Genomic DNA, 22,544 nt, shown 5'->3' with positions numbered 1-22,544 from the left:
TGCGCCCTGACCGACCTTCTAAACTGTTGCGAAAATCAGCTCCTTGCGCTCGTGTAGCAAGGGATCAGTGTTCGCAGCAGATTCACAGGAGCGTCCGGATTCCAGCGGACCACTTCGACGGACCAGGAACGGCGCGCTGCGCGCGCCGCCATGGCCACTTGAGTCGATGGGATCTTAAAGCCGGATATCCCAAAGAGAAAACCTGACTTCCATGAGCACATCCTCTCTCTCTGGAAGGCCGATATCGCGAAGCATGCGATTTGACAGTTCCGTGATCTGGTTCTTCGTTTGACGGTGCCGACAGGCCGCCAGAAGCAGCGCACGCGCAGTCTTCCAGACGCCGTATTTGAGGCACAGTTCATCCAGCGTTGCCGCAGGCGTATCAACAGCTATAGATTGTACATTACGCATGATTTCCTGTCCCGGCGCAATCAAGCAACCAGGTCCTCTCGAAGGTCAAAACGACGGGCGGATGCGGACGCAGAAATACGAACAGTCGCTCCGTCAGCCGGTCACCTCAGGTCAAGTGGGAAAATGCCGAATGGCAAAAATCCGGGACTTAGAAGCCTCGGTAGCAAATTTGGCTTGGGGTAGATGCGCGTCGCATCGAAGCCACAACAGCCGTTCCGCCAGAGAGGCGCATAAACACTTGAATGGAATCCATGTCACGCCTCCTCTGTTTTGAATTGCGAGCAAAGCCAAGATACACGAGGCTGATTGATCGGCAAGTACACAATTTCGGCTTGCAGAAATCCAACGGGATTCGTTGCAACAGAGCAACAGTCTATTGCTCAACTCTCGACGTCACGTTGACGAGGCACCAGTTAAGCGAGGGCATGCACGGCATCGGTAAAGGCCGAAGGCAATTCTTGCGGCAAAGTGTGCCCCGCACCGGCAATAATCCTTCGTTCGTAAGCGCCTGTGAAGTGTTGGGCGTCAATGTCGCCTGGCTTCGGGGGTTCAACGCACCGTGTGCCGGACCGACCTCACGATAGGCGACGTCCAACACTCCGGCAGACGATATTCACGCCGTCTCTCCTTCAGCCGTACCGCTCGGTGTCAGCTGGTCCGTTGAGAACCAGATATGCCTGTACACAGCAACGGCAGTTTCATCAGGAAGCTGGTCACCGACCAATCGTACCGATCGCACCGACCACGCCTCGTGCCCAAAGGGCACCTTCGTGCAATCATCGACATTCGACGCTCCGACACAGGGAATGAACCAGGCCGGCATTAGCGGCTGCGCCTGAAATCCAAGCTTGGAGCGGGTGACAAGCATGGCGATGCCGACTTTTTCGGTGGGGCGCCACGGAAAGATCATCCGCCCGTTCAAACGTAGAGCCTGAAGCCAGGAGATCGGCGGCGCGACAACGCCTGCATTGACATAGATGAGATCGGATGGCGGCAAAGGAAGTTGGGTGGCATCGCCATGGGTGACGGAAACGATCTCGAACGGCTCCAGATGCAGGCGCGCCCTACCGGCGAGATCTTCCTCAATCTCGAAGGCATGGACGGTCCCACCCGGCAATGCCAGCATCGACAGGAGAGCGGTATAGTAGCCAGTACCGGCGCCGATGTGGCAGATCGTTTCGCCGGCTTGCGGCGCTACCGCGCCGATCCACGCGGCATGGAGGAAAGGTTCGCCATTGTTGATCCCCTTGGCCGCGTCGAGCGCCACAAGCGAGTTCTGATATAGATAAATTGGATCCGCACTCGGTGTCTGCAGGTACCGGTGGTTGACGTTGATCTGCCATGGGCCGGGCGGCAAAAATGCTTCCCTTGGCACGAGCTCGAATATCCGTTCAAGCCGTGGGTCAGCCGATCGGCTTGCCGCCGCCATCAGCTCCGCATAGAATTTCCTGACCTCGCCAAGGCTTGCACGGCGGCTGACGGACATGCTGACGCCCTCCATCTATTGTCTAAGTCTTCAGACTTTGCAGCACTTCCGCGACAGTTAAAAGTGCCGCGCATTGAATTCAAACTGTGACGACGCACTGGGGAGGGTCGTGTTCGGGGTCTCGGCGATCTATTTCTATCTGGCGCTATATCCTCCATCGGCCATCAGGATGTGCCCTGTCACGAAGGATGCCTTGCCACTGGCGAGATAGAGAATTGCGTCGGCAATCTCCTCCCGCTCTGCCCAACGGCCGAGCGGATGGGCACTCTTGATTGCGGCCTCGCCGGCTGCCGGGTCTTCGAGGCCCTCGAGATATCGGGTAAGAAACGGCGTATTGATCGATCCCACCCCGACAGCGTTGACGCGAATTCCCTTCGGCGAATAATCGACGGCCTTCTGTCTGACGAGCTGAAGCAGTGCGCCCTTGGCCGCGCAGTAGGCAGCCTGTTCGGGCAGGCCGGCGACGCTGGAAATCGAACCAGTAGCCACGATGGAGCCCTCACCGCGTACCATCATCGCCGGCAGTGCGCGCTTCGACATCATGAAGAAGGACTTGGCGTTGGCGTTCATGACGCTGTCCCACTCGTCCTCGCTTGTCTCGTGGGCGGATTTCGACACGATGAAACCGGCATTGTTGACAAGGATATCGACAGGCCCGAACGCCTCCTCGGCGACCCGGAAAATCCCGGTCAACGTCAGCCGATCGAGTGACATCGGCAATGACCGAGACGTCGCGGCCAGGTGCGCCCTGTTCCAATTGCGACACCGCCGCGGTGATGTCTATCGCGCCGATCCGTGCGCATTCCAGCAGTAGCTTCTCAACCACGGAACGGCCCACGCCGCCGGCAGCGCCCGAGACGACAACGGTCTTTCCGGCAAATGTAGAAGCCATGATGTTTCCTTCCCAGTTCAATTGCCGGAAAAGTCGGTTTCAATCGAGGCGAGACAGTGCCTCGGCGAAGAAATCGATGCCGCCGAAATTTCCGGATTTCAGCGCCATCATCAGTTCGCCCTCGGCTCGGCCGATGGTGCGCAGCTTAGGGACGCCCGCGGCAAGCTCCTCGCCGACCTCGAAACTTGAAATGCCCAGCCGGTCGACGACCGCGCCCGAGGTTTCCCCCCCGGCGACGACAAGGCGCTTCACACCGAGAGCGACGAGCTCCGCTGCAATAGCGGCAAGCGCTGTCTCAATGGCGAGACCAGCGGCCTTGTTGCCATATGTATTCTGGATAGAGCGCACGGTCTCCGGCGTGCCGGACGCGCTGACGACGAACGGGCCCTTGCCAAGATGTTGACGCGCGAAGCCCATGGCCGGCACGATGTCGCCGCCGCCGGAGGCAACCAGCCGGTACGGATCGAGGCGAAGAACCGGCATCACCTTTTCCGCCGCAGCCGTCTGTTCGAGGGTGCGCGCCGAGCAACTGCCGACAAGGACTGCAGAAAAGCCGCCGACGGAGGCCAGTGATTGCGGCGCTCTCGTTTGCCGGCCGGACGCGCGCAGGAGCGAGCGGGCAAGCCCCGCACCCAAACCGGAGGCGCCGATGGAGACGGGGCTTTCCAACGCGAGATCGCCGAGACGTTCGAGATCGCCGTCGCCGATGGCGTCTGCAATGATCGCGCATGGCCCTTGCAACGCCTGCTGCGCGATGCGAGCCCGGCTCGCCTCGACGCCGTTTGCCAACGTTTGGAGATCGAGCTTGCCGACCGGGTAGGTCGTCTGCTTCGACAGCACGCGCACCAGGTTGGCGTCGCGCATCGGGTTGAGCGGATGGTCCTTGAGCGGGCTCTCGTTTAGCGGCACGTCGCCGACGAAGAGATGACTTTTATACACGGTCCGGCCGGTTTCCGGGAAGGCCGGGGTGACAAGCGTCCAACGGGCGCTCGCCCGTTTGCACAGGGCATCCATCACCGGCCCGATATTTCCCTCATCGGTGGAATCGAATGTCGAGCAGATCTTGTAGAGGACATGTCGGGCGCCGAGGTCACGCAGCAAGGCTTCGGCAATGAGCGCATGGGCGACCGCGTCCGCTGCCGGCGAGGAGCGGATCTTCAGGGAGACCACGACGGCATCCATGTCGGAAAAATTGGAGGTGCCGGAAGGAATGCCGATCGTCTGCACCGTTCGAAGTCCGTTCTTGCGCCAGGTGTTGGCCAGATCCGAGGCACCGGTATAGTCATCGGCGATGGCCGCGATCTTGATAGGCATGCTAGCGCTCCCGATAGGCATTGAACCAGGCGAGACCATCGAGGGTGTGGGCTGCTGGATTGTATTCGCAGCCGACGAAGCCCGAATAGGTGGACGCTTCCAGTAGTTTGAAGAAGAACGGGAAATTGACCTCCCCATCATCGGGTTCATGACGCGCCGGCACGCTTGCGATTTGTATATGGCCGATGAGGGGCAGCAGGCGGCGGAAGCTTTCCGTGATGTCCCCATGCAGAATCTGGCGATGGAACACGTCGAACTGGAGCTTGATGTTGTTTGCGTCCAGCTTGGCGATCAGGTGTTCGGCGCGGGAAAAATCGTTGAGGAAGTAGCCCGGCATGCTGCGAGCGTTGATCGGCTCGAGCAGCAGGTCCAGTCCCTGTTCGGCGAGCTTCTCAGAAGCGAAGACAACGGCCCGCCGATAGCTCTTGCTGGCCTGCGCATCACCGGCATCGGCAAGTCCGGCCATGAGGTGAAGACGTTTCGCCCCCGTCGCACTGGCATAGTCGATCGCTTTTTCAACGCCCGCCTTCAACTCGGCGAAACGCTCCGGGAAAACCGCAATGCCGCGCTCGCCGGCCGCCCAGTCCCCCGGCGGCAGATTGAAGAGCGCCTGAGTAAGGCCGAATTCCTGTAGGCGAGCGGCGATCGCGTCAGCGGGGAATTCGTAAGGGAAAAGATATTCCACGGCCTTAAAGCCAGCTGCAGCGGCGGCCTCGAAGCGGTCGAGAAACGGCCACTCGGTAAACATCATGCTCAGGTTTGCGGCAAAGCGGATCATGGCATCAACCGGCCTTCGTGCTGTTCGGCGCAGTGACCGAGGGCAGAACCGCTCCGGAGAGCGCCGCGTAGGTGCGCGCGACGGACGCATCGTCGTCGCGGCCCATGCCAGCTCCGGACGTGGCCAGATACATCTGAAGGGCTGCCGCCGCGATCGGCGTGGGATAACGCTCTACCCTGGCCATATCCTGGAGAATGCCGAGGTCCTTGACGAAGATTTCGACAGAACTCAACGGGGTGTAGTCCCCCTGGAGAATGTGCGGAACGCGGTTTTCAAACATCCAGGAATTGCCGGCCGAGGCGGTGATCACCTCGTAGACGGTCGGCAGGTCGAGGCCAAGCTTGCAGGCAAGCGTGACGGCTTCGCAAGCGGCGGCGATGTGAATACCTGCCAGATGCTGGTTGATCATCTTGACCGAGGCGCCGACGCCCACGGCGTCACCCAGCCTGTAGACCTTGCCGGCAATCGCTTCGAGCAGAGCCCCGGCTCTTTCGAACGCCGGCGGCGCGCCGGATGCCATCACAGTCAGGTTGCCGTCCGCAGCCTTTGCCGCACCGCCCGAGATCGGCGCATCCAGATAGAAGACGTCTTTCTCCCCCAGCCGCGCCGCAAGGCGCTTCGCGTCGATCGGCGCCATGGTGGCGCAGGACACAAAAACGGACCGCGGCGCCATCGTTTCGAACGCGCCGCCGTCACCAAACAGAACCGCTTCGGTCTGCGCGGCGTTCACGACCACGCAGAGAACAACATCTGCGCCTTTCGAGGCTTCCGCGGGTGTCCGTACCGGCCGGCCACCGGCCTCTGCGAGCCGTGCGACGGCGTCGGCCGATACATCGCAGCCCGCAATATCCCAGCCGCGACGCAGCAGGGAGATCGCCATGCCCATGCCCATGGAACCCAGTCCGACTACCGCAGCAACGGGCTTTGCGGATTGATATTCTCCAGTCAATTCTTCCTCCAGCCGGCTCCGGCATTGGTTCGCATACCTGTTCAATATGCTGATGATCTACAATGATCAAGAATTTTTGGCAGCGCTGCCAAAAAAATCTTGCCGCACTTCGAGCCTTGTGTCAAACCGGGTTTCGATAGAAGGGCAACTCCTCCATGACCAACGAGAAGATATCCGGCATGACGATTTCGGCGGTGGCGGCGGCGGCGGGTGTCGGCGAAAGCACCGTCTCGCGCGTGCTGCGCAACGAAGGATCCTTCTCGCACCGCAGCCGCGACAAGGTTCTGAAGGCTGCCGCAGAACTCGGCTACGTGCCGAACCGGATCGCGGGTTCGCTGGCATCGTCCGGATCCCGGCTGGTTGCTATCGTCGTCCCGTCCCTGACGAACATTGTGTTCGCCGATCTCCTGCGCGGCGCAGGGGAGGTGCTCGATGCGGCGAAATATCAGGGCGTGTTCGGCGTCTCGGACTACGACCCCTTGAAGGAACAGGCACTGATCGCTTCGTTTCTGGAATATCGACCGGCCGCTGTCCTGCTTTCGGGGCTCGAACATTCCGACGAAAGTCGCAAGATGCTGAAGTCGTCCGGTTGCCGGGTTGTCGAAATGCTGGATGTCGGGTCGGATCCCATCGGCACTGTTGTCGGCTTTTCAAACAGGGAGGCAGGCGTTGCCGCCGCCGACTATCTGCAGGGCTGCGGCTACAGGACGATCGGTTATGTCGGCCATGACCTTGCGGCTGACAAACGCGCAGGCAAACGTCTCGAAGGCTTCTACGCTCACCTTCAGGCCTGCGGTCTACAACTGGCGGACCGGGAGATGACCGGTGGCCGGTCTTCGGTGGAGAATGGCCGAAACGGCCTTGCCGCGCTGCTTGGCCGCAGACCCGATCTGGATGCCGTCTATTTCTCCAACGACGACATGGCGATTGGCGGATATTTTCACTGCCTGAGCCAGGGTATCCGGATTCCGGAACAGTTGGGCATCTTCGGTCACAACGGTCTCGACATCGGCGCACACCTCCCAACGCGGCTGTCGACCATCCAGACACCGCGCGTTGAGATCGGCAGACTGGCCGCGCAACTGGCAATCGAGGCAGGTGAAGAGAAAATCGTCGATTTGGGTTTCCAGATCGTGACCGGTCAAACCACCAAAAGGAGTTCAAGCCCATGACCGAAACAAAGCTGCGCGAACAAATCTGCCTTTACGGAAAGTCCCTTTTCGACCGCGGCCTGACACCGGGCTCGTCGGGCAATATCTCCGTGCGGATGCCCGACGGCGGCTGGCTGGTAACGCCGACCAATGCATCTTTAGGGTTTCTTGATCCCGCCAGGATTTCCCGGCTGGATGCGCGCGGCAGCCTGGTATCGGGCGATAAGCCCACCAAGGAAATCCCGCTGCATTCGGCGCTTTACGACACTGTTCCGGAATCCCAGGCTGTCGTCCATCTGCATTCGACCCATTCCGTGGCGCTCACCATGCTACCGGAAATCGATCCGCGCGCCGCCCTGCCGGCAATGACGCCCTATTACCTCATGCGCGCCGGACAGACGGCGTTGGTGCCCTACTATCGTCCCGGAGACCCTGCTGTCGCCGACGCGATCAGAGGACTGGCGGGGCGCTACACATCCGTTCTCCTTGCCAATCATGGTCCCGTCGTAACAGGGAGAGATCTTGAGGGAGCCGTCTTCGCGACCGAGGAGCTTGAGGAAACAGCAAAGCTGTACCTCCTCCTTAGAGGGACAAACCCGAGATATCTTTCGCCGGCCCAGGTTGAGGAGCTCAAACAGCATTTTCCGATCAATTTCGAACCTGATCACAATCATTGATCGAGCCCTGCCTCGCCGTGGTTGCCACCTCCCGATCTAGTTCACCATTCTCCGTTTCCTGCATGTTTTCGCCAGCCAAGTGGTTGAAAGGCGCAATTTGCCTCACCCAGAATACGCAGCAGCCGAGGATATCCTCAAACGAGGATTTCACATGTGATTTATGACGAATTAGCATAGATCACATGTAGATGGCTCGTCGTATCGATCGGTGGAGCTGTCGGTGTGTCCGTCTCCACGATCCTGGCGTGGTGCTACAGGAAACGACAGCGCTGGCGGATTTCGGATATGCAGGGATATCGGCTAGCGCAGACGGTGTGTTCCAGGCTTTGCGAGGAAGCAATCCGAATTGTCGAGCTTGTACTGTAGTCGGAAGCCGTCAGTGGAAATCGATGTTTCAGCTTTTTGAAGAAGGCGGTTGCCTTTTCGTTCAAAGGAAACTTGCTGACTGAATCTATCGCTACCTCCCGCCCAACGGATTCAAGAAGCCTCTCCTTTAACTCCCCGCTTTCAATAATGCGCAGATATGCATTCAATTTGTCCTGTAAATGTACAAGATGCTCTCGCTCGACCGTGGGCAATCCGCCGGCTCTGGGAATGGAAATGATGCGGTCGTCATAACCTCTTGGTGTTATATTCGATCCCCCTCCACTGCGTCATGGTTTTGTCATCAAGAAAAATGCAAGCGGGGACCTTGCGTGGTACGGCCTGAATTGGTGCTGCGGAAGCCTCTCCGGACATAAGCGTTTCAAATAAAACCTTCCTGGAGCGGAAAAATGAACCAGCACATCAAACTTGACCGTACGCTCGGACTTTGGTCCGTCGTGCTCTTCGGCCTCGCTTATATGACCCCGATGATCGTCTTTGGTACCTTCGGCGCACTTGCTGCAGCAAGCCAGGGCACGACCGCAATGGCTTATCTCGTCGCAGCAGGGGCCATCCTTCTCACCGCCATCAGCTACGGCGTCATGGCACGGGTCTATCCGGTCGCAGGCTCCGCCTATACCTACGCCCGCCGCTCGATCAACCCTAGCATCGGCTTCCTCGTCGGTTGGGCGGTGCTGCTCGATTACTTCTTCCTGCCGATGGTCATCTGGCTGATTGGCGCTGCCTATCTTCAATCGGCCTTCCCCGCGATCCCAGGCTGGGTTTGGATCGTCGGCTTCATCGGGCTCACGACCATCGTCAACGTCGTCGGCATCGCCTTTGCCAATCGCGTCAACTTCATCCTGATGCTGGTGCAGCTCGCGGTCCTCGTCGCCTTCGTCTTTTTGGCAGCCCGCTATGTCATGGCTTCGAACGGTCCGGGCGGTCTCATCTCCGCAACACCATTCTTCAAGACAGGCGTGCCTTTCTCGGCCTCCGTCGCCGGAGCCGCGATCGCCGCTTATTCCTTCCTCGGTTTCGATGCCGTCTCGACGCTGACGGAAGAGACGAAAGACGCTAAACGGACCATGCCGCGCGCCATCCTCATCACCGCGCTTGCCGGTGGCTTGATCTTTATTGTGTCGGCCTATGTCACGCAGCTCGCACATCCCGGTGCCGACTTTGTTTCGGTCGACGCGGCCGCCAATGAAATCGCCAAGTCCATCGGCGGGGATCTCTTCGTTACGATCTTCCTTGCCACCCTGGTCGTTGCACAGTTCACCTCGGGCCTTGCAGCGCAGGCAAGCGTCGGTCGCTTGCTCTACGCCATGGGTCGCGACGGAGTGCTGTCGACGTCCTTCTTCGGAAGTCTGCATCCGAAGTGGCATACTCCGGTGCTGAACCTCGCCCTCGTCGGGATTGTTGGCCTTCTCGCCTTGTTCATGGACGTCACGACATCGACTTCCTTCATCAACTTCGGTGCCTTCCTCGCCTTCACTGCAGTCAACGTCTCCGTCATTGCCCTTTACCTGAAGCGCGATCCGGCTGTACGTCCGCTCGGTATCATCATAGGCATCATCGTGCCGGTACTAGCAGCGCTTTGCGACCTCATGCTGCTTGCCAATCTAGACAACAACGCCAAGATCCTCGGCGTCGTGTGGCTCGCAGTCGGCATCGTCTATCTCGGCTATCTGACGCGGTTTTTCCAGACAGCGCCGCCTGAGATGGACTTCGCCGAGTAGATTGCGAATGCGATCCCCGGCCCGCTGAAATGCGGGCCGAATTATCTGTATGATCAGCAAGGAGGCCTTGGATGTCAGGCCATGAAAATGCGGAAAAGCTCCGCCTGGCTGGAGATGACGAGCTTGGCGTAGATTTGACGGCGATGAACCTTCACCGTGTTCGGCGACAGGGTCAGAACCGCCGCAACCGACAGGTTCGAATGTCCCTTCAGAATCAAGGTCACGATCTCCAGTTCCCTCTTGGTCAACAATGGATGCTCGATCGTCGCCGGGGCGGTCTTGTTGTGAAGAGACAGTCTTGGGGCGCTGCCCCAATGGCGCTCACCGAGGGCGCAGACGACAGGGGCTGCAGCCTTGAGGCCAGCAAGTTCCTCAACCGAGAACAACGTCGTTCCGACCCGAGACAACGACAAGACGCCGACGCTGCCGCCTTCAAGCCTCAGCACGAAGCCGATCTCGTCGAGAATTTGCGTCGAGGCATAGTGGAGCCGATAATATTCACTTTGCATGAAATCGTCGGGCGCAAGCTGACGCATGACGATCAGCCGATCGCAGCCGCCATTGCGAACGGCATCGTAGAATGGGTCAAGCAGATAAGCTCCTGCAAGGTAGTGATCGACGATCACACCGCGCTCAGCGACAATCTTCTCGTTGTAGAGATCGAAAGCCCGTCCATCTGTCGAATAGTGAAAGCCGTTCATCATCTGGAACGGCGCAAGCAAGTGCAACACCGTCGCCAACGCGTCGGAAAAGGACCGCGAACCCACCACGCCGGCTGCCTGTCCGAGGGCTGCATTCCAGGCTTCGAAGGCGGGAAAGCCTGCGTTTCCCTTGCCGGCGGATTTCATCGAAAATCAGACCTTCCAAACGGTGTGAGCATTCCCGCAACAGAGGCAGAGTTTCACAATCCGGACGGTCTTTCCATCCCCAAGCCCACCATCCTCACCCCAACAGAGGCCTGAGCACATCAATATGCCATACATGACCGAAGCCTTCATCAAGCATCCGCTCGACCTGCCTGCCACCGATATTGCCGGTGGCATACGCTCAGGCGCATTTCGGTGCGAGGATGTGGTCGCCGAGTCGATCCGCCGCGCGAGGGTCGTCCAAGCGACGCTGAACCCGTTCACGATCATCCGCGAAGAAGAAGCGCTCGAAGCTGCTCGCAAAGCAGATGCGACCGTGCAGAGGGGAGAGGGAACCGGCCCTTTGCATGGCGTGCCGTTCGCAGCCAAGGATTTGACCCCCACCAGCGGAGACGTCACCACAATGGGCTCGTGGACAAAGGCGGACTGGGTACCGTTTGAAACCGCGCTATGCGTTCGGCGACTACAAGATGCTGGCGCGATCTTAGTGGGCAAGACGACGACGCCGGAATTCGCCTATTCGAGCTTCACCAACAGTCCGCGCTGGGGTATCACCCGCAATCCCTGGAATTCGGAACGAACAGCGGGTGGTTCGTCTGGGGGGTCGGCTGTTGCGGTTGCCACTGGCGTCGTACCCTTTGCGGAAGGCTCTGACATGGGAGGCTCCGTACGCATCCCCGCCGCCTTTTGCGGCATTGTCGGGCTGAAGCCCAGTCTCGGCCGCATTCCCATGACGATCCTGCCGAGTGTCTTTGACAACATCTCGCATTTTGGTCCGTTGGCACGCACCGTCGGCGACGCGACTTCATTTATGGCGGCCACGGCCGGGCCCAGCGACGAGGACATCTCATCTTTGCCCATTGGGTTTGATGGGCAAAGGGCTAGCAGGAACGGTCTGGCAGGGCTTCGTTTCGCCTTCTCCCTGGATCTTGGCTACTATCAGGTACAGCCGCAGGTGGAGGCTGTTATCCGACAAGCCGTCGCGGTGCTCCGGGAGGCGGGGGCCATCGTCGATGAAGTGCCAATGAATTGGACCCGTGCGGTAAACGACGAATGGTTTGATCTCTGGTGCGTCTTCATGTCAGCGTTTTTCGGCAACCTGCTTCCAGAGAGCCGCCATCACATGGATCATTCCGTGGTTTCGATGATCGAGCGGGGCCTGGCGATGAACGCGACCACTTACAAACGGGTGGAGCTACTTCGCACCGACATGTGGCGCGATATGGCGTCGCTGTTCAGGCGCTACGACGCTTTCCTTTGCCCGACCAACGCAATCACCGCGCCGCCTGTCCACGAGACGGACGACGACTACGTGGAGACACTGCCGGATGGCCTTTTCAAGGGATTGGATATGACCTGTCCTTTCAACATGCTGCCACAATGCCCAGCCTTGTCTTTACCGGTCGGACTTTCGGACGAAGGTTTGCCGGTCGGATTGCAGATCGTCGGCAAGCGTTATGCCGACGAAGATGTTCTGGCCATCGCCGCTGCGTTGGAGGCGCTAATCTGAACCATAGGCATGCTGCGGCGTTTCCTCCCAAAGGAGGAAACGCTGATGGAACATGCCAATAACAGACAGGTCCGCGAGCCAGGTTCCCGAAACCTTGATGTCGCGGATCATTGCAAGAAGATGGGTCTCGATGCGCACGAAGAACGGAAGTTGGTCAGGCTCCTTGGCAAACACGCTCCTTTGCATGAGATCAGTGCCAACGCACCGCACAAGCCACCGCGGTTCCGTTGATCTACGCGAATGATCGTCGCTCGACGTTTTGCCCAAAACGCCACAGAGAATTCTGCCGGCGCGCTCTTGTGTATGGCGCTGCGCATCCATAAGTGGCGAGGCAGCGGAGTCTACAGGGATCAATTCATGAATATCGATACGATCTTTCAGTCAATGGTGGCAGTGCGGTCTTCCATTCCCGAAGACGCCTTCACGGCAACGGCGCTGGGCATCCGGAGGGAAGGCAGCGGCGTGGTCATAAGGACCAACGGACTGGTGCTGACAATCGGTTACCTGATTACGGAGGCAGAGGAAGTCTGGCTGACCAGCAGTGACGGAAAAGTGGTCCCTGGTCACGCGCTTGCCTACGACCAGGAAACAGGCTTCGGACTTGTGCAGGCACTTGGTCAGCTTGGATGTCCAGCCGTGGATTTGGGCAATGCGGACGAGGCGAAGGTCGGCGATCCGGTCGTGCTTGCTGATGGAATGGGTCAGTACGTCGAAGCGAATATCGTCGCCAAGCAGCAATTCGCCGGCTATTGGGAGTACTTGCTGGACGAGGCGATTTTCATCTCGCCTGCCCACCCGTCCTGGGGAGGCGCCGCCCTCATCAGCCCGGATGGCAAGCTTCTCGGCATCGGCTCGCTTCGCATGGAATTGAGCCAAGGCGGGGCGAGAACCGACATCAATATGATCGTGCCAATCAACCTGTTGCGGCCGATTCTTGATGATCTGCTGAATCGCGGCCAGATCAGCCATCCGCCCCGACCCTGGCTTGGCGTTTTCTCCGCGGAAAGCAATGGCCAGGTCGTGGTGATGAACGTGGCCGAAGGAAGCCCCGGAGCTCTGGCCGGCCTACGCCAAGGCGACGTCATTTCCGAGATAGGAGATGGGCAGATCGCGGGTCTCGCCGACTTTTATCGCAAGCTCTGGGGAAGTGGGCCCGCCGGCACCGAGTTCCCGATGAGAATTCTGCGCAACGGACGTGAGGCCTGGCTGCGTGTCAAGTCAGCCGACCGGGGAAGCTACCTCAAGAAGCCTCGTATGCAGTGACGAGAAGGGGCGATGACTGGGCGCGTGCACGTCTCGCTGCTTTCCCCAAGCATGTCTGGACGCGCAAGCGCCTCAACCAGCATTTGTGACCTGTATTTCAATCTTAGTCCGGTAGCGTTTTCAGGCAGCAGCGATATCCAGATGAAACCGACGTGAAGAAGATCGTGACGACGAAACTTGACGATGAAGAAAAGAGGCTGCGCCTTTTGGCGTTACCTCATGATCCGGACCTTCAGCTACTCCTCACAACGGGTTGACTTACGTAACGGTATGTATACTTATAGGGGCGGTTGACCGCTTTGTGCAACCATTGGCCAGGCGCGTGTGCCCCCAATCACCGCGCGCCTGGCCGCCTTTATGCCAGATATTGCAGGTGGGCCTCGTCCGCAGCGACCAGGAAAGCGCTGCGCACCTCTTCCGGCTCCGCAGCATCGTTGAAGGCGTCGAGGACCGCCATTTCCGCTCGCCACCACGCGCGCCTATGATCCGGCCACTCGTCCAGCAGCAGTAACTTGCCGACATCCATGACCGTTGTGACGATCCTGTAGCGCCCGCCAACCTCGACGCTGACTGGGCGAAAGGTTCTCCGGTTTTCCATGACACGAAACCTCGCAGAAGCCATCTCGCTCAACGATTCTGCGCGCGAACCGTTCCGGTTGTTCGAAGCCGCAAAGCATTGTCACCGGGCGATCACCTCTCCTTCCGCCAATAGGCCTAGTTGGCGCATTCCTCCGGGATATCCCATCGGCATGCGCCTCAGCCCAATGGGACGCCGGAGTCATCGTCGCGTCGGCAATGGCCATGATGGTTGCGACCGAGAAACGAGCGGAGTTTGGTTGGGGGCGTCCGATGAGGCGACGCGGCACGATCACGCGAGGCCCTCTTGGGCAACAAGCCTGTCAGGCGGGCTACGATCCTACTCATCGCGTGGGTACGGGGCTCTTCGGCCAGCGATGTAAAAGCTGATATAGGTTGAAACCCATGATTGCGTTGCTCTGCAGGGAGTTGGCCGCCCTCCAGTGCGGAATTGGCCTTTGCGCGGGGGCGGTTCAAAATGACCTCATGGGCGTATTCAGGGTTTCACAACCTCGGCAAGTTCTGTCTGTGTAAGTCTCACCTCGGTCTCTCCCGGCTTCTCATCCGGATGTGAAAACTCTATACCCTCGGTTTCAGGCATATCGAGTGCTTGCGTTGTGTTCATTATTCCGACCGCTACGCGCCTATCGCGCTTCTTAACGGTCGCTTCGACCATTTTCTTAGACATCGGCTTATAGCTCCATTGGTTAAATCACAGAGATGCGCGATTTTGCCGATTCCTTACTCGCGCTCTGCGCACTCGCCCGAAGAGATATCTGACAAAGATGCCGTTTTGGCGTGCTGCTTCAATCAGGAGCTAGCACCACCTTCATTGTCCCATCGTGCCAGCGAACCGGCGCTGGGTGACCTGCCGCCATGAGGGCGGGCATCAAAATCTGCCCTTAAGGCCTCGCTAGCAATCACCCCGGGATCAGAGATCTCCATCACTCCGCGGTCTAAATCACGCCGATCTCTATCGATTTCTATGACGGTATAGAGTTTCTCGTTTCGGAATGCACTTGCCCCCATCGTCGCAACACTCTCGCCTGGCGTGGACGGGACTTTCATGAAGTTGCCTTCAAAGGCGGCTGCCACCACACGCGCATCGCCTGTTGTCCGTGCCGCGACCAGCACTTTGCCGCGCGAGGGTGCGATATCCCAATTGGGATCATTGAAGGCTGCGATAGGCACCAACTCGTAAACGCTGAGCGTCTCGCCACGTCCCACAAACGTCGATGACTCTTTAGCAGCATCGCGCGATTGAGCCTCAGCTTCCACAGAATGCCCGACAGCGATGCTACTGGTTCCTCTGAACGGTTCGTTTCCGTTCGTCTTGACGTCATTTGACATTCGCATGCTCCTTATGCAGCTTCGCCAATAATTGCGATATCCAAGGAAACGAGTGGGCGGAGCGGATAGTTCCGGCCAGATCAGAAGGACGATCTAGGACGGGCTAAAGTTCACAAAATTAAAGATGGGGTCCTTTCCGCGAACCAGTCGGCCTCCTTCTGGAACGCGACCCAAGTACGAATTCGAACACGGGCTGAGGCTCTCCTGGCGCTATCGCCTGCAAGGTGGCGGGAAGCCTTGCAGCGGCTTCAGCGCAATCAGCAAGCGCCGCAGGTGACATGCCAAGCGCGCGCTCGAAGACGCGATGCGGCCCTTGCATGAGTTGACGAAGCAGCACAGCGGCGCGGCCAGCATGGCGCATAGCTGCGACATGCTTGCCTTCGCGGATCTTCACCCCGGCTGCCGACAACAGGATCAAACCCTTAAACAGCATCCGCAATGGACCGCCTCTCTCGGCTACCTGCCAGAGACCCTCCCAAGCCTCATGCGCCTCCCAATAGTAGCCGTGATTGAAGAGGTCGAGACCCCAGAAGAATATGTCTGAGCCAAGCGACGCTGCAGCCGCGACCGGCAAAGGATCGACATGATGGTAGCTATGTCCGGCGGGGTCGCGCACAGGATGCGGCTGCCTACCCGGCAGATACGCGTAGGCCGGAAAGATCTTTTCCGGCCGCCAACGGGGACGCGACATCAAACCAATTGCCATCAGGAAGTATATCATGCCAACGACTGTGGTCTGATGTGAAACTTCTAAATAGCTGTCTGCTCAACTGAAAAAGCGGCCATTCTTCAGATCACTGGCGGCGCAAACGAGCAGCAAAACGTGGCGGCTCGCCGGTCTAACATCGAAGCACATGCTGATGAGGGCGGGGACCGGATGGGGCTATATGCCAGAGCCCATGATCCGTGACGACATCGACAACGGTCGGCTGGTCCGCGCTGGACAAGGCGGACGCGCCGCCCGCACTGGCGGCATCATGGTGACCGAGCGCTTGCTGACTCAGGTCTAACGCCGGTGGCGGTCTGAGGCGTTGACGTCCCAAACCGCGATAATCAGTTTCGTTTCGTCACAAACGGAATTCGTCGATCTCTAAGTTGACTCGGTTCAACTGCTTTCCCTAACGACCAGCTCGAAGCCGAGATCCAGAGCCGGGGTCTCCGGCGTTCTCCCATTGAGGAGGCTGAGAAGGCTTGAGGCGGCGTGCTGTCCGATGGTAGCGCGCGGCGTGCGAACTGAGGTCAGGCGCGGAACCATCTGCCCCGCTCCTGGTAGATCGTTAAATCCGACCATCGAAATCTGCTCGGGGATTGCCACGCCCCTGCGCAGCGCTTCAAAGGATGCCCCGAAAGCAAGATCGTCGTTGCAAAAGAAGACCCCGTCTGTGTCGGGATGCTCCATCAAGAGCCGGTTGAAGAGATCGCCGCCAAGTTCCACGGAAGACGGTTCCGGCGTCATGATTTCGAGCGCCGGCGGAAGACCAGCCCTGACGATCGCTTGCTGGTAGCCGTCGCGACGCTGGAGAACGCGGGCATCGAGCTGGGCCCCCACGAAGGCCAGCTTTCGCCGTCCCCGCGAAAGAAGATGCTCGGCAACCTTGGCCCCAGCCGCTTCTTGTGAAAAGCCGACACAGACGATGCCCTCCTCCTGCCGCAGTTCCATCATGTAGACGCAAGGCACCCCGGCATTTGCCAGAAGCCGTGCGGCAGTCTCGCTTCGATTGAAGCCGGTAAGCAGAATGCCGCATGGCTGGAACGAGAGATAGTTGCGAATAAGTTCTTCTTCCTCATCCTGGCGGTAGTGGTAGTTGCCGATCAAGACCTCAAACCCACGCGGGCGCAGCACATCTTGGATGGCCTCCAGGGTCTCGATAAACAGATGGTTCGACAAGGCGGGAATAAGCACAAGGATCGATTGGCTGCGCGCCGAGGCAAGCGTCCGCGCTGCCGGGTTGGTCACATATGCCAGTGCCTTGGCGGCGTCATGCACCCTGGTTGCAAGTTGCGGGTCGACCGTTGCGATTGAGCGCAGTGCGCGTGAGGCGGTAATCTGCGACACGCCGGCGCGGGCTGCGACCTGCGCAAGCGTCGGCCGGCCGGTGGCGCGCGACGGTCTGTCCTTCATTAAGAATCTCCTCCGACTTGCAAAATCCTACAATGATTAATAAGATAGCGCTATCTCAAAGTCGTCTTGGCGTCTTTGCGGGAGGAAACAGCGTCGATTTTCGCGTCTTGGATCGGCCAGGCTTCTGCCGGCGGTTTGTTTCAAGAGAACGAGATAGCGCTATCTCGGAGGAGGATATTGTGGGTAGGATGCCGGCCCTTGTGGTGATGGGCGTATCAGGCTGTGGCAAAAGCAGCGTCGGCCAAGCGATTTCGGATGCCGTCAACGGCACGATGATCGAAGGCGATGCCTTTCACCCGGAAGAAAATATCAAAAAGATGAGCGCGGGCCACCCACTCACCGATGAGGATCGGGCGGGCTGGCTAGCTCGCCTTGCGACAATTTTGCAGGACGCCGTCAGGAACGGCGAGCGGCCGGTGCTTGCGTGCTCGGCGCTGAAGAAAAGCTACCGCGACATTCTGCGCAGCAAGACGCCCGACCTTGCCTTCGTCTTTCTGGAAATGACGAGACAAGTGGCGGACGAGCGCGTTAGCCACCGGCCCGGTCATTTCATGCCTGCAAGCCTTGTCGATAGCCAGTTTGCGACCCTCGAGCCACCGCACGGCGAGGAGAACGTCTATCCCGTCGACGCCACCTTACCCATCGCGGAGATCGCCCGGGGCGCGGTCGCATGGTGGGAGCAGACACCAGTTGCTGACGGCAGAAAGCCAATGCCGCCGACAAAGGCCCAAACCGGCGCGCTCAAAGCATAAACCAGACAGGGACCCGCAGGGGCCCGTCCCACTCAGAACTTTTCGCGGAGGAATTTCAATGCTCGGACTGACTCGGGAGACCTATCTTCTGGTTGATGCTGGTGTGACCATCATCGGCCTCATACTTCTCATCACGCGCTTCAAGATACACCCATTTATCGCGCTGACCATCGCCGCCGGATTCTTAGGGCTCACCTCCGGTATGGCGACAGAACTAGTGATGAAGTCCTTTCAGGACGGTTTCGGTGGGGTCCTTGGCTTTGTCGGCATCGTGCTCGGGCTTGGCACCATGCTCGGCAAACTCATGGCGGAATCGGGCGGCGCAGACCAGATTGCCCAGACATTGATCCGCACCTTCGGCAAGGAACGGGTGCATTGGGCGATGATGCTCGCAGCCTTCCTCGTCGGGCTACCGCTCTTCTTCGAAATCGGCTTCGTGCTCCTCGTGCCGCTGGTCTACATCGTCGCGCGCCGGTCGGGAGTGTCGATCGTCAAGGTCGGAATTCCCCTTCTCGCCGGTCTCTCGGTCGTTCATGGTTTGGTGCCGCCCCACCCTGGCCCGCTTCTGGCCATTAGCGTCTTCGGCGCGGATATCGGCAAGACGATCTTCTACGGCCTCATCGTCGGCCTGCCGACGGCTGTGATCGCCGGGCCAATCTACGGCTCATTCATCGCTAAAAGAATTCCGGGCGAAGCATCGCCGGAATTGATGGAACAATTCGTGCGCGATGATGTGGACACAGCCACAATGCCAAGCTTCACCGTGACGCTCGTCACGATCCTGATGCCGGTGTTCCTGATGCTTCTCAAGGCGCTCGCCGATATCGCCCTTGCCGAGCACAACGCCGTACGCGTCTGGATGGACCTGATTGGCCACCCGATTGCCGCCCTGCTCGTGGCACTCCTCATCAGCTTCTACACCTTCGGCTCCAATTGCGGCTTCTCACGCGACAAGATCATCAAATTGCTGAACGACAGCCTTGCGCCGGTTGCCTCCATTGTGCTCATCGTCGGTGCTGGTGGCGGCTTCAAACAGATGCTTGTTGCCAGCGGCGTCGGCGACGTCATTGGCCATATGGCCGTTCAGGCATCCGTGTCGCCGATCCTGCTTGCCTGGCTGGTGGCAGCCGTCATCCGCGTCGCCACGGGCTCGGCAACGGTTGCGACAATCACCGGCGCAGGAATTGTCATGCCGGTCATATCCCTCGTCCCCGGCGTCAACCGCGAACTGCTTGTGCTGGCAACAGGCGCTGGATCGGTGATCTTCTCCCACGTCAACGATGCTGGTTTCTGGTTGGTAAAGCAGTATTTCAACATGACGGTCGCCGAAACCTTCAAGACCTGGAGTATTATGGAAACAATTATCTCGGTGGTCGGCCTCGGCTTCATCTTGCTGCTGTCGCTCGTTGTTTAGATCGGTATGGCTCTACGTGCGTTGATTCCCCGCGTCGGTGCGCGAGCAACGGATGATAGAGGCTGGTCCTTCCCACTAGACATCGCTGGCTGTGCGCACCCGTGGTAGCGGCCGCGGTCGGCTTGTTTGCAACCCCAGCGAGTTGGCCGGCTTGTGCCTATCACGGTTCGCGGAAGTTGATCGAAGGTTGGATCCCGATGCTGGAGACAATCATGGGCATGGAACAGACGCTGCTCGAAAACAGAACCGATCATGTTATAGGAATCGGCAGCGACGGGATCCGACCCGGCCGCTTGCGATGCCTTTCTTCCGTCCTCCGAAAGCCTGTGAGCCGCGCATGTCTTCATCACCCGACCAACGCCGTGCAGCCGCCGAAACCGTCCTTGCCAGAATGCGATCGGCAGGCATTGTCTTTGATGACGACCCAATGGTGAAGGGTTTGATTGAGGAGTGGATCAATGGATGGCTCGACATGCCGGACGTGCTCGACCGATATCAACAGCTTCTGAAAGACCGCTATGCCGGCCGCCGTGCCGTCGCTGCTTCCTGTGCTTCCCGTCCGTTAGGAGAGCGTGGTCAGATGTCGACTGGCGATCTCCTCAAGCAAGTAGAAAAGTTGATCGGCGGGACGTGACGCTCCCCCAATCTGCCAATTCTTGTGCCAGGGGCTCCTTCGCGCATGGCCGCGCGGCGACAGAGGAACTTGCATCAATGGCGAAGCCGTCCTAGCCGACTTATGGAGACGCAATGGCGCATTTGCCGCAGGTGCATTCGACCGCGAGCGCCTTGCAGCGGGTTTTCAACCGTCGCCTCGCGCACATTGCATGGCCTCCTGTGTGCCGTTTCTCATGCCCGCAACTTAAAATGCACGACGCACGATGCTGCTAGCACTCTAGGCTGTAGAGTGCTATTGATGGCATATGAGGGCAGCCTGTCGGCTACGATCTCATCAAAGGATCCCAAAATGACAAAGACCAATTTCCGTCCGCTCCACGACCGCGTCGTCGTCCGTCGTATTGAGGCTGAAGCAAAGACCAAGGGTGGCATCATCATTCCTGATACTGCCAAGGAAAAGCCGCAGGAAGGCGAAATCGTCGGTGTCGGTACCGGCGTTCGCGACGACAGCGGCAAGGTTATCCCGCTGGATGTCAAGGCTGGCGACCGCATTCTGTTCGGCAAGTGGTCGGGCACTGAAGTCAAACTCGACGGCGAAGACCTTCTCATCATGAAAGAAGCCGACATCATGGGCGTTATCGGCTGATCCAGCCGGACACCTCATCCAATTCATGACTACCAATGGGCAATGAGCCCGGGAGTTCTTCCTATGACTGCCAAACAAATAAAATTCGGCCGCGACGCGCGCGAAAAGATGCTGCACGGCGTCGACATCCTCGCCGATGCCGTCAAGGTAACGCTGGGCCCCAAGGGCCGCAACGTCATCATCGACAAGTCCTACGGCGCTCCGCGCATCACCAAGGACGGCGTCACAGTCGCCAAGGAAATCGAACTTGAAGACAAGTTCGAAAACATGGGCGCGCAGATGGTCCGCGAAGTTGCTTCGAAGACCAACGACATTGCCGGCGACGGCACCACGACTGCAACGATTCTTGCCCAGGCGATCGTTCGCGAAGGTGGCAAGGCAGTTGCCGCCGGCATGAACCCGATGGACCTGAAGCGCGGCATCGACCTCGCCGTCGCAGCGGTTGTCAAGGACATCGTCGGCAAGGCCAAGAAGATCAGCACGTCTGAAGAAGTTGCCCAGGTCGGCACGATCTCTGCAAACGGCGAAAAAGAAATCGGCGCTTATATCGCCGAAGCCATGCAGAAAGTCGGCAACGAAGGCGTCATCACCGTCGAAGAAGCCAAGACCGCTGAAACCGAACTCGAAGTCGTCGAAGGCATGCAGTTCGACCGCGGTTACCTCAGCCCATACTTCGTGACCAACCCGGAAAAGATGGTCGCAGAACTGGAAGACGCTTACATCCTTCTCCATGAGAAGAAGCTCTCCAACCTGCAGGCGATGCTCCCGGTTCTCGAAGCCGTCGTTCAGACCGGCAAGCCGCTCCTCATCATCTCGGAAGACGTCGAAGGCGAAGCTCTTGCAACGCTGGTCGTCAACAAGCTGCGTGGCGGCCTGAAGATCGCTGCCGTCAAGGCTCCTGGCTTCGGCGACCGCCGCAAGGCCATGCTTGAAGACATCGCCGTGCTGACTGGAGGGACTGTGATTTCCGAGGATGTTGGAATCAAGCTCGAAAACGTCACGGTTGAAATGCTTGGCCGCGTCAAGAAAGTGACGATTTCGAAAGAGAACACCATTCTCGTCGACGGTTCGGGCCAGAAGTCCGACATCGAAGGCCGCGTTGCCCAGATCAAGGCTCAGATCGAAGAAACCACGTCCGACTACGACAAGGAAAAGCTGCAGGAACGTCTTGCCAAGCTGGCTGGCGGCGTTGCCGTCATCCGCGTCGGCGGTGCGACTGAGATCGAAGTCAAGGAAAAGAAGGACCGTATCGACGACGCGCTGAACGCAACGCGCGCCGCCGTTCAGGAAGGTATCGTACCTGGTGGTGGTACGGCTCTGCTGCGCGCTTCCGTCGTCCTCAACATCAAGGGCGCCAACGAAGACCAGACGGCCGGCATCAACATCGTCCGCAAGGCGCTGCAGTCGCTGGTTCGCCAGATCGCTGAAAATGCCGGTGACGAAGGTTCGATCATCGTCGGCAAGATCCTTGAAAGCAACACCGACAACTACGGCTACAACGCCCAGACCGGCGAATTTGGCGACATGATCGCCATGGGTATCGTCGATCCGGTCAAGGTTGTTCGCACGGCTCTGCAGAATGCGGCCTCGGTTGCCGGCCTGCTCGTCACCACCGAAGCCATGATCGCAGAAGTTCCCAAGAAGGACGCTGCTGGCGGCGGCATGCC

25 protein-coding genes are annotated in these 22,544 nt (G+C 59.0%); 11 read left to right on the top strand and 14 right to left on the bottom strand.

Features of this window, described 5'->3' with window-relative positions; genetic code table 11:
• Window positions 1-174: 174 nt before the first annotated feature.
• From AB4Z52_RS24215 to ltnD, 6 genes are all read right to left on the bottom strand, one after another.
• The gene (locus AB4Z52_RS24215) at window positions 175-411 is read right to left on the bottom strand and encodes a DUF1127 domain-containing protein (protein WP_442220450.1); all 237 of its coding nucleotides are present in this window, start codon (window positions 409-411) and stop codon (window positions 175-177) included.
• 613 nt (window positions 412-1,024) lie between these two features.
• Window positions 1,025-1,897 (bottom strand): protein-L-isoaspartate O-methyltransferase family protein, encoded by an 873-nt coding sequence (locus AB4Z52_RS24210; protein ID WP_442220449.1) that lies wholly within the window; start codon window positions 1,895-1,897, stop codon window positions 1,025-1,027.
• Between the two features lie 135 nt (window positions 1,898-2,032).
• Window positions 2,033-2,611, bottom strand: a complete 579-nt coding sequence (locus AB4Z52_RS24205; RefSeq protein ID WP_442220448.1) for an SDR family NAD(P)-dependent oxidoreductase — start codon at window positions 2,609-2,611, stop codon at window positions 2,033-2,035.
• Between the two features lie 217 nt (window positions 2,612-2,828).
• Window positions 2,829-4,103 (bottom strand): 3-oxo-tetronate kinase, encoded by a 1,275-nt coding sequence (gene otnK / locus AB4Z52_RS24200; RefSeq protein ID WP_442220447.1) that lies wholly within the window; start codon window positions 4,101-4,103, stop codon window positions 2,829-2,831.
• 1 nt (window position 4,104) lies between these two features.
• The gene (gene otnI / locus AB4Z52_RS24195; RefSeq protein ID WP_442220446.1) at window positions 4,105-4,881 is read right to left on the bottom strand and encodes a 2-oxo-tetronate isomerase; all 777 of its coding nucleotides are present in this window, start codon (window positions 4,879-4,881) and stop codon (window positions 4,105-4,107) included.
• A 4-nt stretch (window positions 4,882-4,885) separates the two neighbouring features.
• Window positions 4,886-5,830, bottom strand: a complete 945-nt coding sequence (gene ltnD, locus AB4Z52_RS24190) for an L-threonate dehydrogenase (protein WP_442220445.1) — start codon at window positions 5,828-5,830, stop codon at window positions 4,886-4,888.
• 155 nt (window positions 5,831-5,985) lie between these two features.
• Between ltnD and AB4Z52_RS24185 the strand changes: the two genes are divergently transcribed.
• Together AB4Z52_RS24185 and otnC are read left to right on the top strand one after the other, a co-directional pair.
• Window positions 5,986-7,002 carry a LacI family DNA-binding transcriptional regulator gene (locus tag AB4Z52_RS24185; protein ID WP_442220444.1) on the top strand — a complete coding sequence of 339 codons (1,017 nt, stop codon included), beginning with the start codon at window positions 5,986-5,988 and terminating at the stop codon, window positions 7,000-7,002.
• The gene (gene otnC, locus AB4Z52_RS24180; protein ID WP_442220443.1) at window positions 6,999-7,658 is read left to right on the top strand and encodes a 3-oxo-tetronate 4-phosphate decarboxylase; all 660 of its coding nucleotides are present in this window, start codon (window positions 6,999-7,001) and stop codon (window positions 7,656-7,658) included. The genes AB4Z52_RS24185 and otnC overlap by 4 nt, the downstream gene beginning before the upstream one ends.
• Window positions 7,659-7,909: 251 nt before the next feature.
• Here the strand turns inward: otnC and AB4Z52_RS24175 are convergent, their stop codons facing one another.
• Window positions 7,910-8,236 (bottom strand): DUF6572 domain-containing protein, encoded by a 327-nt coding sequence (locus tag AB4Z52_RS24175; protein WP_442220442.1) that lies wholly within the window; start codon window positions 8,234-8,236, stop codon window positions 7,910-7,912.
• Window positions 8,237-8,431: 195 nt separating this feature from the next.
• Between AB4Z52_RS24175 and AB4Z52_RS24170 the strand changes: the two genes are divergently transcribed.
• Window positions 8,432-9,763: an APC family permease gene (locus AB4Z52_RS24170; protein WP_442220441.1), complete on the top strand. Its 1,332-nt coding sequence runs from the start codon at window positions 8,432-8,434 to the stop codon at window positions 9,761-9,763.
• Between the two features lie 74 nt (window positions 9,764-9,837).
• On the opposite strand, the gene AB4Z52_RS24165 is transcribed toward AB4Z52_RS24170, so the two are convergent.
• Window positions 9,838-10,611: a LuxR C-terminal-related transcriptional regulator gene (locus AB4Z52_RS24165; protein WP_442220440.1), complete on the bottom strand. Its 774-nt coding sequence runs from the start codon at window positions 10,609-10,611 to the stop codon at window positions 9,838-9,840.
• A gap of 124 nt (window positions 10,612-10,735) precedes the next feature.
• Between AB4Z52_RS24165 and AB4Z52_RS24160 the strand changes: the two genes are divergently transcribed.
• Window positions 10,736-12,139: an amidase gene (locus AB4Z52_RS24160; protein ID WP_442220439.1), complete on the top strand. Its 1,404-nt coding sequence runs from the start codon at window positions 10,736-10,738 to the stop codon at window positions 12,137-12,139.
• On the opposite strand, the gene AB4Z52_RS24155 is transcribed toward AB4Z52_RS24160, so the two are convergent.
• Window positions 12,131-12,325: a hypothetical protein gene (locus AB4Z52_RS24155; RefSeq protein ID WP_442220438.1), complete on the bottom strand. Its 195-nt coding sequence runs from the start codon at window positions 12,323-12,325 to the stop codon at window positions 12,131-12,133. The two genes, AB4Z52_RS24160 and AB4Z52_RS24155, sit on opposite strands and share 9 nt — an antisense overlap.
• Window positions 12,326-12,496: 171 nt before the next feature.
• Here AB4Z52_RS24155 and AB4Z52_RS24150 point away from each other — a divergent pair, with 171 nt between their 5' ends.
• Window positions 12,497-13,402, top strand: a complete 906-nt coding sequence (locus AB4Z52_RS24150; RefSeq protein ID WP_442220437.1) for a S1C family serine protease — start codon at window positions 12,497-12,499, stop codon at window positions 13,400-13,402.
• A 355-nt stretch (window positions 13,403-13,757) separates the two neighbouring features.
• Here the strand turns inward: AB4Z52_RS24150 and AB4Z52_RS24145 are convergent, their stop codons facing one another.
• The 4 genes from AB4Z52_RS24145 to AB4Z52_RS24130 all read right to left on the bottom strand — a co-directional run bounded on the left by AB4Z52_RS24145 (window position 13,758) and on the right by AB4Z52_RS24130 (window position 16,019).
• A complete protein-coding gene (locus tag AB4Z52_RS24145; protein ID WP_442220436.1) occupies window positions 13,758-14,000 on the bottom strand; it encodes a DUF982 domain-containing protein in 243 nt (80 codons plus the stop codon).
• Window positions 14,001-14,474: 474 nt separating this feature from the next.
• On the bottom strand, window positions 14,475-14,666 hold the full coding sequence (locus tag AB4Z52_RS24140) for a hypothetical protein (protein WP_442220435.1): 192 nt from the start codon (window positions 14,664-14,666) through the stop codon (window positions 14,475-14,477).
• 122 nt (window positions 14,667-14,788) lie between these two features.
• Window positions 14,789-15,328 (bottom strand): hypothetical protein, encoded by a 540-nt coding sequence (locus tag AB4Z52_RS24135; RefSeq protein WP_442220434.1) that lies wholly within the window; start codon window positions 15,326-15,328, stop codon window positions 14,789-14,791.
• A gap of 118 nt (window positions 15,329-15,446) precedes the next feature.
• Window positions 15,447-16,019, bottom strand: coding sequence for a DUF309 domain-containing protein (locus tag AB4Z52_RS24130; RefSeq protein ID WP_442220433.1), 573 nt, complete (start codon window positions 16,017-16,019; stop codon window positions 15,447-15,449).
• Between the two features lie 196 nt (window positions 16,020-16,215).
• Between AB4Z52_RS24130 and AB4Z52_RS24125 the strand changes: the two genes are divergently transcribed.
• The gene (locus AB4Z52_RS24125; protein ID WP_442220432.1) at window positions 16,216-16,338 is read left to right on the top strand and encodes a hypothetical protein; all 123 of its coding nucleotides are present in this window, start codon (window positions 16,216-16,218) and stop codon (window positions 16,336-16,338) included.
• Window positions 16,339-16,433: 95 nt separating this feature from the next.
• Here AB4Z52_RS24125 and AB4Z52_RS24120 read toward each other — a convergent pair whose 3' ends face one another.
• Window positions 16,434-17,450, bottom strand: a complete 1,017-nt coding sequence (locus AB4Z52_RS24120) for a substrate-binding domain-containing protein (protein WP_442220431.1) — start codon at window positions 17,448-17,450, stop codon at window positions 16,434-16,436.
• Window positions 17,451-17,638: 188 nt separating this feature from the next.
• Here AB4Z52_RS24120 and AB4Z52_RS24115 point away from each other — a divergent pair, with 188 nt between their 5' ends.
• The 5 genes from AB4Z52_RS24115 to groL all read left to right on the top strand — a co-directional run.
• Window positions 17,639-18,202 (top strand): gluconokinase, encoded by a 564-nt coding sequence (locus tag AB4Z52_RS24115; RefSeq protein ID WP_442220504.1) that lies wholly within the window; start codon window positions 17,639-17,641, stop codon window positions 18,200-18,202.
• A gap of 58 nt (window positions 18,203-18,260) precedes the next feature.
• Window positions 18,261-19,616, top strand: a complete 1,356-nt coding sequence (locus AB4Z52_RS24110) for a GntP family permease (protein ID WP_442220430.1) — start codon at window positions 18,261-18,263, stop codon at window positions 19,614-19,616.
• A 337-nt stretch (window positions 19,617-19,953) separates the two neighbouring features.
• A complete protein-coding gene (locus tag AB4Z52_RS24105) occupies window positions 19,954-20,250 on the top strand; it encodes a hypothetical protein (protein WP_442220429.1) in 297 nt (98 codons plus the stop codon).
• A 330-nt stretch (window positions 20,251-20,580) separates the two neighbouring features.
• The gene (groES, locus tag AB4Z52_RS24100) at window positions 20,581-20,877 is read left to right on the top strand and encodes a co-chaperone GroES (protein WP_442220428.1); all 297 of its coding nucleotides are present in this window, start codon (window positions 20,581-20,583) and stop codon (window positions 20,875-20,877) included.
• A gap of 63 nt (window positions 20,878-20,940) precedes the next feature.
• The coding region (groL, locus tag AB4Z52_RS24095; protein WP_442220427.1) for a chaperonin GroEL at window positions 20,941-22,544 on the top strand (1,604 nt) is incomplete at its 3' end.

This window comes from Rhizobium sp. 2YAF20, from assembly GCF_052114685.1.
In the GTDB taxonomy this organism is placed as follows: domain Bacteria; phylum Pseudomonadota; class Alphaproteobacteria; order Rhizobiales; family Rhizobiaceae; genus Rhizobium.
This window is presented reverse-complemented; position numbering and strand designations above follow the sequence as displayed.

Bases quoted from the DNA above. Each gene is read 5' to 3' on its own strand.
- AB4Z52_RS24215 (WP_442220450.1), bottom strand. From the start codon at position 411: ATGCGTAATGTACAATCTATAGCTGTTGATACGCCTGCGGCAACGCTG.
- AB4Z52_RS24210 (WP_442220449.1), bottom strand. From the start codon at position 1,897: ATGTCCGTCAGCCGCCGTGCAAGCCTTGGCGAGGTCAGGAAATTCTAT.
- AB4Z52_RS24205 (WP_442220448.1), bottom strand. From the start codon at position 2,611: ATGTCACTCGATCGGCTGACGTTGACCGGGATTTTCCGGGTCGCCGAG.
- otnK (WP_442220447.1), bottom strand. From the start codon at position 4,103: ATGCCTATCAAGATCGCGGCCATCGCCGATGACTATACCGGTGCCTCG.
- otnI (WP_442220446.1), bottom strand. From the start codon at position 4,881: ATGATCCGCTTTGCCGCAAACCTGAGCATGATGTTTACCGAGTGGCCG.
- AB4Z52_RS24185 (WP_442220444.1), top strand. From the start codon at position 5,986: ATGACCAACGAGAAGATATCCGGCATGACGATTTCGGCGGTGGCGGCG.
- otnC (WP_442220443.1), top strand. From the start codon at position 6,999: ATGACCGAAACAAAGCTGCGCGAACAAATCTGCCTTTACGGAAAGTCC.
- AB4Z52_RS24170 (WP_442220441.1), top strand. From the start codon at position 8,432: ATGAACCAGCACATCAAACTTGACCGTACGCTCGGACTTTGGTCCGTC.
- AB4Z52_RS24165 (WP_442220440.1), bottom strand. From the start codon at position 10,611: ATGAAATCCGCCGGCAAGGGAAACGCAGGCTTTCCCGCCTTCGAAGCC.
- AB4Z52_RS24160 (WP_442220439.1), top strand. From the start codon at position 10,736: ATGCCATACATGACCGAAGCCTTCATCAAGCATCCGCTCGACCTGCCT.
- AB4Z52_RS24155 (WP_442220438.1), bottom strand. From the start codon at position 12,325: ATGCAAAGGAGCGTGTTTGCCAAGGAGCCTGACCAACTTCCGTTCTTC.
- AB4Z52_RS24150 (WP_442220437.1), top strand. From the start codon at position 12,497: ATGAATATCGATACGATCTTTCAGTCAATGGTGGCAGTGCGGTCTTCC.
- AB4Z52_RS24145 (WP_442220436.1), bottom strand. From the start codon at position 14,000: ATGGAAAACCGGAGAACCTTTCGCCCAGTCAGCGTCGAGGTTGGCGGG.
- AB4Z52_RS24140 (WP_442220435.1), bottom strand. From the start codon at position 14,666: ATGTCTAAGAAAATGGTCGAAGCGACCGTTAAGAAGCGCGATAGGCGC.
- AB4Z52_RS24135 (WP_442220434.1), bottom strand. From the start codon at position 15,328: ATGTCAAATGACGTCAAGACGAACGGAAACGAACCGTTCAGAGGAACC.
- AB4Z52_RS24130 (WP_442220433.1), bottom strand. From the start codon at position 16,019: ATGTCGCGTCCCCGTTGGCGGCCGGAAAAGATCTTTCCGGCCTACGCG.
- AB4Z52_RS24125 (WP_442220432.1), top strand. From the start codon at position 16,216: ATGCCAGAGCCCATGATCCGTGACGACATCGACAACGGTCGGCTGGTC.
- AB4Z52_RS24120 (WP_442220431.1), bottom strand. From the start codon at position 17,450: ATGAAGGACAGACCGTCGCGCGCCACCGGCCGGCCGACGCTTGCGCAG.
- AB4Z52_RS24115 (WP_442220504.1), top strand. From the start codon at position 17,639: ATGCCGGCCCTTGTGGTGATGGGCGTATCAGGCTGTGGCAAAAGCAGC.
- AB4Z52_RS24110 (WP_442220430.1), top strand. From the start codon at position 18,261: ATGCTCGGACTGACTCGGGAGACCTATCTTCTGGTTGATGCTGGTGTG.
- AB4Z52_RS24105 (WP_442220429.1), top strand. From the start codon at position 19,954: ATGTCTTCATCACCCGACCAACGCCGTGCAGCCGCCGAAACCGTCCTT.
- groES (WP_442220428.1), top strand. From the start codon at position 20,581: ATGACAAAGACCAATTTCCGTCCGCTCCACGACCGCGTCGTCGTCCGT.